Consider the following 10,612-nt stretch of genomic DNA (forward strand, 5'->3'; position numbering starts at 1 on the left):
CCCTAACCCTCTCCCCAAAGGGGAGAGGGGACAGTTCGGTGCGGGATTTGGGGGACGAACGTAATGATAACCACTGGCTGCCTTTCACCCTCTCCCCTGTGGGGAGAGGGCCGGGGTGAGGGGAAAAGATGACCACACAACGCCCTTTAGTATCAATCTATATGCCGACATGGAATCGTCAGCAGCTGGCGATCCGCGCCATCAAATCCGTCCTGCGACAGGATTACGATAACTGGGAACTGATCATCGTGGATGACTGCTCTTCCTCGTATGAACAGCTGCAAAAGTTTGTAACTGACCTCAACGACCCGCGGGTGGTCTATACGCATAACGCGATTAACTCCGGCGCGTGCGCGGTGCGTAATCAGGCGATTATGCAGGCCAAAGGGCAGTATCTGACCGGGATCGACGACGATGACGAATGGACGCCGAACCGCCTGTCTATCTTCCTGTCGCATAAAGAACAGCTGGTCACGCACGCTTTCCTGTATGCCAACGACTATGTCTGCCAGGGCGAGGTCTACTCGCAGCCCGCCAGTCTGCCGCTGTACCCGAAATCGCCGTATTCTCGCCGCCTGTTCTACAAGCGCAACATTATTGGTAACCAGGTCTTCACCTGGGCGTGGCGTTTCAAAGAGTGCCTGTTCGATACCGAACTCAAGGCCGCGCAGGATTACGATATCTTCCTGCGCATGGTGGTGGAGTACGGCGAGCCGTGGAAGGTGGAAGAGGCTACGCAGATACTGCACATCAACCACGGGGAGATGCAAATCACCTCCTCGCCGAAGAAGTTCTCCGGCTACTTCCATTTTTACCGCAAGCACAAGGACAAATTTGACCGTGCCAGCCGTAAATATCAGCTCTTCACCCTCTATCAGATCCGCAATAAGCGCATGAACTGGCGCACGCTGCTGACGCTGCTGTCCGTGCGTAACGGCAAGCGCCTGGCTGATGGACTTCGGGGGAAATAATGTTTCTGGAAGATTGCCGCGCTAACAGCTGGAGCCTGCGTCCGTGCTGCATGGTTCTGGCGTACCGCATCGCGCACTTTTGCTCGGTGTGGCGTAAGAAAAACGTGCTGAACAATATCTGGGCGGCGCCCGTGCTGGTGCTGTACCGCATCATTACCGAATGCTTTTTTGGCTATGAAATTCAGGCCGCTGCCACCATTGGCCGCCGCTTTACCATCCATCACGGCTATGCGGTGGTGATCAACAAGTTTGTGGTCGCCGGGGATGATTTCACCATTCGTCATGCGGTCACCATTGGCAACCGCGGGCCTGACAGCCTGGCCTGCCCGGTCATCGGCAATAACGTCGAGCTGGGGGCGAACGTGGTAATCATCGGTGACATTACGATTGGTAATAACGTCACGATTGGTGCTGGCAGCGTAGTGCTGGACAGCATTCCGGATAACGCGCTGGTGGTGGGAGAAAAAGCCCGCGTGAAGGTGATTAAATGAACATTCTGCAATTTAACGTACGCCTCGCAGAAGGCGGAGCGGCTGGCGTGGCCCTGGATCTGCACCAGCGCGCGCTGCAAAAAGGACTACAGTCTCGTTTTATTTACGGCTACGGCAAAGGCGGCAAGAAAAGCGTTAGCCACGATAATTTCCCGCAGGTGCACAAGCACACGCCGCGTCTGACCTCGATTGCCAACATTGCGCTGTTCCGCCTGTTTAACCGCGATCTGTTTGGCAACCTGAACAACCTTTACCGCACCGTGACGCGCACGACCGGCCCGGTTGTGCTGCATTTTCACGTGCTGCACAGCTACTGGCTGAATCTGGAAGCGGTGGTGGCGTTTTGTCAGAAGGTGCAAGCCCACAAGCCCGACACCCGATTCGTCTGGACGCTGCACGATCACTGGAGCGTGACCGGACGCTGCGCGTTTACCGACGGCTGCGAAGGCTGGAAAGATAACTGCCAGAAGTGCCCGACGTTAAGCAACTATCCGCCGGTGAAGGTGGATCGCGCGCATCAGCTGGTGGCCGGAAAGCGTCAGCTGTTCCGCGACATGCTCTCGCTCGGCTGTACGTTTATCTCCCCGAGCCAGCACGTGGCCGATGCCTTCAACAGCCTGTACGGGGCAGGGCGCTGTCAGATTATCAACAACGGCATCGACGTGGCGACGGAAGCCATTCTTGCCGAGCTGACTCCGGTGGCCGAAACCGCGGGCAAACCGAAAATTGCTATCGTTGCGCATGACCTGCGTTACGACGGTAAAACCAACCAGCAGCTGGTGCGCGACATGATGGCGCTGGGTGACAAGATAGAGCTTCACACTTTCGGCAAGTTTTCACCGTTCGAAGGGGCCAACGTGGTGAACCACGGGTTTGAGACCGACAAGCGCAAGCTGATGAGCGCGCTGAATGAAATGGACGCGCTGGTGTTCAGCTCCCGCGTGGATAACTACCCGCTGATCCTCTGCGAAGCGCTCTCTATCGGCGTGCCGGTGATCGCCACCCACAGCGATGCGGCGCGCGAAGTGCTGGAAAAGTCCGGCGGGAAAACCTTCACGGAGCAGGAGGTCCTGCCGCTGGTACAGCTGCCGAAGGCGCAGATTGCTGAGATCGTTTTTGGCACAGACCTGGAATCGTTCCGCAACCGCAGCCGCAAGGCCTACAGTGGACAACAGATGCTGGAGGAATATGTCTCGTTCTATCAGAATCTGTAGTTATCTGCTGCTGCCGCTGATCTACCTGCTGGTCAACGTCAAAATTGCCCAGCTCGGCGAAAGCTTCCCGATAACCATCGTAACCTTCCTGCCCGTTCTGCTTCTGTTGTATGTCGATAAAATCAACCTCAAGAAGCTGATGATTGCCTTAGGTCTGGGCACGGGCCTGACGCTGTTTAACTACATCTTTGGCCAGTCGCTGGATGCGAGTAAATACGTCACGTCGACCATGCTGTTTGTTTATATTGTTATTATTATCGGAATGGTCTGGAGTATTCGGTTTAAAACTATTTCTCCGCACAATTATCGGAAAATCCTTAGGTTCTTTTATATTGCCGTTGCGTTAATTGTTATGCTTGCCGCACTGGAGATGGCGCAAATTATTCTCACCGGCGGCAGCAGCCTGATGGAGATAATTTCGAAATATCTCATTTACAGTAACAGCTATGTATTGAACTTCATCAAGTTTGGCGGGAAGCGTACTACGGCCCTCTATTTTGAACCGGCGTTTTTCGCTCTGGCGTTAATCTCAATTTGGCTCAGCATCAAACAGTTTGGTATCAAAACGCCTAAGACCGATGCTATGATTCTTGCAGGAATTGTTCTGTCTGGATCGTTCTCAGGGGTAATGACATTTATCCTGTTTTACCTGCTGGAGTGGGCGTTCCAGTACCTGAACAAAGATGCGATTAAGAAAAAACTGCCGCTGGCGATTATCTCCCTGACGGTATTTTTGGTAGGCGTGATATTTGCCTTCCCGTACATCTCAGAACGTCTGGGTGATTTGGGAACGGAAGGGTCTTCGTCCTATTATCGCATCATTGGGCCACTGGTGATGGTGGGTTATTCCTTAACCCATATTGATGGGGTAGTAAGATTCGGCTCACTTTACGAATATGTTGCATCATTCGGAATCTTTAACGGTGCGGATGTCGGTAAAACCATAGACAATGGTCTGTATCTGTTAATTATTTATTTTTCGTGGTTCGCCGTACTGTTGACCCTGTGGTATCTGTTTAAAGTTTTCAAAATGATGATTAACGCGTTTGGTGATAACCAGAACTTTCGCGTTCAGCTTTATCTGTTTACTCCGGTGTCGCTGTTTTTTACCGGGTCAATATTTAGCCCGGAATATGCTTTCTTGATTGTCTGTCCGTTTATTCTGCGCAAGGCGCTTAATATTACGAACGTATGACGAAATGAGGTGATTTATGTTTCTTAGCGTCATTACTGTCGCTTTTCGTAATTACGAAGGGGTGGTAAAAACCTGGCGCTCGCTGCGCAACCTGGCGCGCGATCCAAGCCTCACCTTTGAGTGGATTGTGGTCGACGGCGGCTCGAACGATGGCACGGCGGAGTTTCTGGAAAAACTCAACGGTGAGTTCAACTTACGCTACATCAGCGAGAAAGATAAAGGCATCTATGATGCGATGAATAAAGGTATCAGCATGGCGCAAGGCCGTTATGCCATCTTCCTGAACTCGGGCGATATTTTCCATGAAGACGTGGCGCTGTTTGCCCGTCAGCTGGCTCGCCAGAAAGAGGACGCCATGTATATTGGCGATGCGCTGCTCGATTTTGGCGACGGACATAAAGTGTGCCGCAGCGCGAAGCCAGGCTGGTATATCTACCACAGCTTGCCGGCCAGCCATCAGGCCATTTTCTTTCCGGTAAAGGGTCTGAAAAAACAGCCTTACGATTTACAGTATAAAGTGTCTTCCGATTATGCGCTGGCAGCCAGCCTGTATAAATCAGGTTACCCGTTCCGTCGAATTAAAGGGCTGGTGTCTGAATTCTCAATGGGCGGCGTGTCAACGTCTAATAATCTGGAATTATGCCAGGACGCCAAAAACGTACAGCGTAAAATATTACGCGTGCCGGGGTTCTGGGCGGAATTGTCTTATTTATTACGCCTGCGCACCACAGGCAAAACGAAAACCTTATATAACAAAGCCTGAATATAAGGAAACGCAATGCAGGATTTAAAAGGTTTCTCCGTGCCGAAAGGTTTTCGGGGCGGGAACGGTATTAAGGTACAACTGTGGTGGGCCGTTCAGGCAACATTATTTGCCTGGTCGCCGCAAATAATGTACCGCTGGCGAGCTTTTTTATTGCGCCTGTTTGGCGCAAAAATCGGAAAAAACGTAGTCATCCGACCTTCTGTGAAAATTACCTATCCGTGGAAATTAACGCTTGGGGATTACGCATGGGTTGGGGATGACGCGGTGTTATATACCCTTGGCGAAATAACGATTGGTGCAAATTCGGTGGTTTCACAGAAGTGTTATTTGTGCACCGGCAGCCACGATTTTATGAGTCAGCATTTTGATATTACCGCTTCGCCTGTTGCGATAGGTGAAAAATGCTGGCTGGCAACGGATGTTTTTGTTGCACCGGGTGTTTCTGTTGGCGATGGCACGGTAGTCGGTGCCCGCAGCAGCGTTTTTAAATCGCTACCGGCAAATAAAATTTGCCGTGGCAACCCCGCAGTGGTGATACGCGAACGCGTTGAAACTGATTAAATTCATAAGTAGAGGAATATAAACATGTCTAAAGTCGCTCTCATCACCGGCGTTACCGGGCAGGATGGTTCTTACCTGGCAGAGTTCCTGCTGGAAAAAGGGTATGAAGTACACGGTATTAAACGTCGTGCGTCTTCTTTCAACACCGAACGTGTGGATCATATTTATCAGGATCCTCACGCGGCGAACCCGAAATTCCACCTGCACTACGGCGACCTGACCGATACCTCCAACCTGACCCGTATCCTGCAGGAAGTACAGCCGGATGAAGTCTACAACCTGGGCGCGATGAGCCACGTAGCGGTCTCCTTCGAATCCCCGGAATACACCGCCGACGTTGATGCCATGGGTACGCTGCGTCTGCTGGAAGCGATTCGCTTCCTCGGCCTTGAGAAGAAAACTCGCTTCTACCAGGCATCTACCTCCGAGCTGTACGGCCTGGTGCAGGAAATCCCACAGAAAGAGACCACGCCGTTCTACCCGCGCTCTCCATATGCGGTAGCAAAACTGTACGCCTACTGGATCACCGTGAACTACCGTGAATCCTACGGCATGTACGCCTGTAACGGCATCCTGTTCAACCACGAATCTCCGCGTCGCGGCGAAACCTTCGTGACCCGCAAAATCACCCGCGCCATCGCCAACATCGCGCAGGGTCTGGAGTCTTGCCTGCACCTCGGCAACATGGATTCCCTGCGTGACTGGGGCCATGCCAAAGACTACGTGAAAATGCAGTGGATGATGCTGCAGCAGGAACAGCCAGAAGACTTCGTGATTGCGACCGGCGTGCAGTACTCCGTACGTCAGTTCGTTGAAATGGCTGCGGCACAGCTGGGCATCAAACTGCGCTTCGAAGGTACCGGCGTGGAAGAGAAAGGTATCGTTGTTTCCGTGACCGGCCACGACGCTCCGGGCGTGAAGCCAGGCGACGTGATTGTCCAGGTTGACCCGCGCTACTTCCGTCCTGCTGAAGTGGAAACTCTGCTGGGCGACCCAACCAAAGCGCACGAGAAGCTGGGCTGGAAACCAGAAATCACTCTGCAGGAGATGGTTTCCGAGATGGTAGCCAAAGATCTTGAAGCAGCGAAAAAACACTCCCTGCTCAAGTCTCATGGCTACGAGGTTGCCATCGCGCTGGAGTCCTGAGAATGACAAAACAACGTATTTTTGTCGCCGGTCATCGCGGAATGGTGGGTTCCGCGATTGTTCGCCAGCTCGAACAGCGCGGTGACGTCGAAGTGGTTGTCCGCACCCGCGACGAGCTGAACCTGCTCGACAGCCGCGCGGTACAGGACTTCTTTGCTAACGAACGCATTGACCAGGTGTATCTGGCCGCGGCGAAGGTGGGCGGCATTGTCGCTAACAACACCTACCCGGCGGATTTCATCTACGAAAACATGATGATCGAGAGCAACATCATTCACGCCGCGCATCTGCACAACGTGAATAAGCTGCTGTTCCTCGGGTCGTCCTGTATTTACCCGAAAATGGCGAAACAGCCGATCGCCGAGAGCGAACTGCTGCAGGGCACGCTTGAAGCAACCAACGAGCCGTACGCGATTGCCAAGATTGCCGGGATCAAGCTGTGCGAGTCCTACAACCGTCAGTACAACCGCGACTATCGTTCGGTGATGCCGACCAACCTGTACGGACCGCACGACAACTTCCACCCGAGCAACTCGCACGTGATCCCGGCGCTGCTGCGCCGCTTCCACGAGGCGACCGCCGAGAACGCGCCGGACGTGGTGGTGTGGGGCAGCGGTACGCCGATGCGCGAGTTCCTGCACGTGGACGACATGGCTGCCGCCAGCATTCACGTGATGGAGCTGGATCGCGAGGTGTGGCAGGAGAACACCGAGCCGATGCTGTCGCACATCAACGTCGGCACCGGCGTGGACTGCACCATTCGCGAGCTGGCGCAAACCATCGCGCAGGTAGTGGGCTACAAGGGCCGCGTGGTGTTTGACGCGACGAAACCGGACGGCACGCCGCGCAAGCTGCTGGACGTGACCCGTCTGCATCAGCTGGGCTGGTATCACGAGGTGTCACTGGAGCAGGGGCTGGCCAGTACATACCAGTGGTTCCTGGAAAACCAGCACCGCTTCCGGGGGTAACGATGTTTTTAAGTCAGGAAGATTTTGCCACGGTAGTGCGTTCCACTCCGCTCATCTCAATTGATTTGATCGTGGAGAACGAACGCGGCGAGTTCTTGCTGGGGAAACGAACCAACCGTCCTGCACAGGGCTTCTGGTTCGTGCCCGGCGGGCGCGTGCAGAAGGATGAGACGCTGAGCGATGCGTTTGAGCGTCTCACTCTGGCGGAACTGGGCCTGCAGTTGCCGATGGCAGCGGGCCAGTTTTACGGGGTCTGGCAGCACTTCTATGACGATAACTTTTCAGGCACCGGGTTCACCACGCACTACATCGTGCTGGGGTTCCGCCTGAAGGTGAGTGAGGCAGACCTGCGTCTGCCTGATTTTCAGCATGACGACTACCGCTGGCAGACGCCAGAGACGCTGCTTGCCAGCGACAATGTGCATGACAACAGTCGTGCCTATTTCCTGGCTGAACGTCAGGCCGAGGTGCCGGGCATATGAAGATCCTCGTATACGGAATCAACTACTCGCCGGAGCTAACCGGCATCGGGAAATACACCGGCGAGATGGTCGAGTGGATGGCGAGCCAGGGACATGACGTGCGGGTCATTACCGCGCCGCCGTACTACCCGGAGTGGAAAGTCGGGGAGCGCTACTCAAGCTGGCGCTACCGTCGCGAAGAGGGCGCAGCGACCGTCTGGCGCTGCCCGCTGTATGTGCCTAAGCAGCCCTCAACGCTGAAACGGTTACTTCATCTGGGCAGCTTTGCCCTGAGCAGTTTCTTCCCGCTGATGGCGCAGCGTCGCTGGAAGCCGGATCGCATCATCGGCGTGGTGCCAACGCTGTTTTGCACGCCGGGCATGCGCCTGCTGGGCAAACTCTCCGGCGCGCGCACTCTGCTGCACATACAGGATTACGAAGTTGACGCCATGCTGGGCCTGGGGATGGCAGGCAAAAGTAAAGGCGGCAAGGTCGCGAAGCTCGCCAGCGCGTTTGAGCGCAGCGGCCTGCACAACGTTGATTACGTCTCGACTATCTCGCGCTCGATGATGAACAAGGCGCAGGAGAAGGGCGTCCCGGCGGAGAAAGTCATTTTCTTTCCGAACTGGTCAGAAGTGGCGCGTTTTCGCGATGTAACTGAGCAAGATGCTCATGCCCTGCGCGCGCAGCTCGGTTTGCCTGAAGATCAAAAAATCATTCTTTACTCAGGCAACATCGGCGAAAAGCAGGGGCTGGAAAGCGTGATTGAAGCGGCCCAGCTGCTGAGTGAACATCCGTGGACGTTTGTGATTGTTGGGCAGGGCGGTGGAAAGGCGCGGCTGGAAAAAATGGCCGGTGAACGCGGCCTGACCAACGTGAAATTTTTCCCGCTTCAGTCTTACGAGGCATTGCCTGCGCTGCTGAAGATGGGCGACTGCCATCTGGTGGTGCAAAAACGCGGCGCCGCCGACGCGGTGCTGCCGTCCAAGCTGACCAACATTCTGGCAGTGGGCGGTAACGCGGTGATCACGGCAGAAGCCGAAACAGAATTAGGCCAGCTGTGTGACAGCTATCCGGGGATTGCCGTGTGCGTGGAGCCGGAATCGGTCCCGGCGCTGGTAACCGGAATTGAGCAAGCGCTTGCCATGCCAAAAGTGAACACGGTGGCACGTGAATATGCCGAACGCACGCTCGAAAAAGAGAACGTGCTGAGCCAATTTATTACAGATATACGGGGATAAATCATGAGTCAAACCACTTTGTATCCGGTTGTGATGGCTGGTGGCTCTGGTAGCCGGTTGTGGCCGCTGTCCCGCGTGCTCTATCCAAAACAGTTCCTCTGCCTGAAAGGGGATCTCACCATGCTGCAGACGACGGTAAACCGTCTGCACGGCGTGGAGTGTGAAAGCCCGGTGGTGATTTGTAACGAACAGCACCGTTTTATTGTTGCCGAGCAGCTGCGCCAGCTGAATAAGCTCACCGAAAACATCATCCTGGAGCCTGCCGGACGCAATACCGCGCCCGCGATCGCCCTGGCGGCGCTGGCGGCAAAACGCAGCAGCCCGGACTGTGACCCGCTGATGCTGGTCCTGGCGGCAGACCACGTTATCCAGCAGGAAGACGCCTTCCGCGACGCGGTGCGTGCGGCGATCCCTTACGCCGAGAGCGGCAAGCTGGTGACCTTCGGCATCGTGCCGGATCTGCCGGAAACCGGATATGGCTATATTCGTCGCGGCAGCGTGACGCCGGGTGAAGGCGACAGCGTGGCGTTTGACGTGGCGCAGTTTGTTGAAAAACCGAATCTGGAAACCGCGCAGGCGTATGTCGCCAGCGGTGAGTATTACTGGAATAGCGGGATGTTCCTGTTCCGCGCCGGACGCTATCTGGAAGAGCTGCGCAAATACCGCCCGGATATTCTGGACGCCTGCGAGAAAGCGATGGCGGTGGTGGACCCGGATCTCGACTTCATCCGCGTGGATGAAGAGGCGTTCCTCGCCTGCCCGGAAGAGTCCATTGACTATGCGGTGATGGAACGTACGGCGGACGCCGTCGTGGTACCGATGGATGCGGGCTGGAGCGATGTCGGCTCCTGGTCCTCCCTGTGGGAGATCAGCGCCCATACCCCGGAGGGTAACGTCCACCACGGCGATGTTATTAGCCACAAAACGGAAAACAGCTACGTCTACGCCGAATCCGGCCTGGTGACCACGGTCGGGGTGAAGGATCTGGTGGTTGTCCAGACAAAGGACGCCGTGCTGATTGCCGACCGTAACGCCGTGCAGGACGTTAAAAAAGTGGTTGAACAAATTAAGGCCGATGGCCGTCACGAGCACCATATTCACCGCGAAGTCTACCGTCCGTGGGGGAAATATGACTCCATTGACTCCGGTGACCGCTATCAGGTGAAACGCATCACCGTGAAGCCGGGCGAGGGGCTGTCGGTGCAGATGCACCATCACCGCGCCGAGCACTGGGTGGTGGTTGCGGGTACCGCTAAAGTCACTATCGACGGTGAAGTCAAACTGCTGGGTGAAAACGAGTCCATTTATATTCCGCTGGGGGCGACACACTGTCTGGAGAACCCGGGGAAAATTCCTCTCGACTTAATTGAGGTGCGCTCCGGCTCGTATCTGGAAGAGGACGATATCGTGCGCTTCCAGGACCGCTACGGGCGGGTGTAGCACTCTGCATTATGCCCGGTGGCGCTGCGCTTACCGGGCCTGCGAATGACAAAAAAATCAATTTGGCCATTAAGTGGTCAGGGCCGACTGTTGCCTGAAAAAGGGGTCATCATGGAAAAATTAACCTGTTTTAAAGCCTACGATATTCGCGGCAAGCT

11 protein-coding genes are annotated in these 10,612 nt (G+C 55.1%); all 11 read left to right on the forward strand.

The features are described 5' to 3' along the window. Positions 1–128 precede the first annotated feature (128 nt). Genes wcaA through cpsB form a run of 11 tightly spaced genes read left to right on the forward strand, consistent with a single transcriptional unit; the run spans position 129 to position 10,454 of the window. Positions 129–971, forward strand: a complete 843-nt coding sequence (wcaA, locus tag ADJ24_RS04980) for a colanic acid biosynthesis glycosyltransferase WcaA (RefSeq protein WP_023312403.1) — start codon at positions 129–131, stop codon at positions 969–971. Continuing rightward, the gene (gene wcaB / locus ADJ24_RS04985; RefSeq protein WP_023312402.1) at positions 971–1,462 is read left to right on the forward strand and encodes a colanic acid biosynthesis acetyltransferase WcaB; all 492 of its coding nucleotides are present in this window, start codon (positions 971–973) and stop codon (positions 1,460–1,462) included. Before wcaA ends, wcaB begins: the two co-directional genes overlap by 1 nt. Continuing rightward, complete coding sequence (wcaC, locus tag ADJ24_RS04990) at positions 1,459–2,676, forward strand: colanic acid biosynthesis glycosyltransferase WcaC (RefSeq protein WP_048702271.1); 1,218 nt, start codon at positions 1,459–1,461, stop codon at positions 2,674–2,676. Before wcaB ends, wcaC begins: the two co-directional genes overlap by 4 nt. Continuing rightward, positions 2,651–3,871 carry a colanic acid polymerase WcaD gene (wcaD, locus tag ADJ24_RS04995; protein WP_014884505.1) on the forward strand — a complete coding sequence of 407 codons (1,221 nt, stop codon included), beginning with the start codon at positions 2,651–2,653 and terminating at the stop codon, positions 3,869–3,871. The genes wcaC and wcaD overlap by 26 nt, the downstream gene beginning before the upstream one ends. Positions 3,872–3,887: 16 nt before the next feature. Beyond that, entirely contained in the window at positions 3,888–4,634 is a 747-nt protein-coding gene (wcaE, locus tag ADJ24_RS05000) for a colanic acid biosynthesis glycosyltransferase WcaE (protein ID WP_023312400.1), read from the forward strand. A 15-nt stretch (positions 4,635–4,649) separates the two neighbouring features. After that, complete coding sequence (gene wcaF / locus ADJ24_RS05005; RefSeq protein WP_023312399.1) at positions 4,650–5,198, forward strand: colanic acid biosynthesis acetyltransferase WcaF; 549 nt, start codon at positions 4,650–4,652, stop codon at positions 5,196–5,198. A 24-nt stretch (positions 5,199–5,222) separates the two neighbouring features. After that, positions 5,223–6,344: a GDP-mannose 4,6-dehydratase gene (gmd, locus tag ADJ24_RS05010; RefSeq protein WP_014884502.1), complete on the forward strand. Its 1,122-nt coding sequence runs from the start codon at positions 5,223–5,225 to the stop codon at positions 6,342–6,344. 2 nt (positions 6,345–6,346) lie between these two features. Continuing rightward, positions 6,347–7,312: a GDP-L-fucose synthase gene (gene fcl, locus ADJ24_RS05015; protein ID WP_013097874.1), complete on the forward strand. Its 966-nt coding sequence runs from the start codon at positions 6,347–6,349 to the stop codon at positions 7,310–7,312. A 2-nt stretch (positions 7,313–7,314) separates the two neighbouring features. Further along, positions 7,315–7,794: a GDP-mannose mannosyl hydrolase gene (locus ADJ24_RS05020; RefSeq protein ID WP_023312398.1), complete on the forward strand. Its 480-nt coding sequence runs from the start codon at positions 7,315–7,317 to the stop codon at positions 7,792–7,794. Further along, a complete protein-coding gene (wcaI, locus tag ADJ24_RS05025; protein ID WP_023312397.1) occupies positions 7,791–9,014 on the forward strand; it encodes a colanic acid biosynthesis fucosyltransferase WcaI in 1,224 nt (407 codons plus the stop codon). Before ADJ24_RS05020 ends, wcaI begins: the two co-directional genes overlap by 4 nt. Before the next feature lie 3 nt (positions 9,015–9,017). Continuing rightward, positions 9,018–10,454 carry a mannose-1-phosphate guanyltransferase gene (cpsB, locus tag ADJ24_RS05030; RefSeq protein ID WP_033145975.1) on the forward strand — a complete coding sequence of 479 codons (1,437 nt, stop codon included), beginning with the start codon at positions 9,018–9,020 and terminating at the stop codon, positions 10,452–10,454. The last annotated feature ends 158 nt before the right edge of the window (positions 10,455–10,612 follow it).

The organism is Enterobacter sp. 940_PEND, from assembly GCF_001059415.1.
Taxonomy (GTDB): domain Bacteria; phylum Pseudomonadota; class Gammaproteobacteria; order Enterobacterales; family Enterobacteriaceae; genus Enterobacter; species Enterobacter cloacae_M.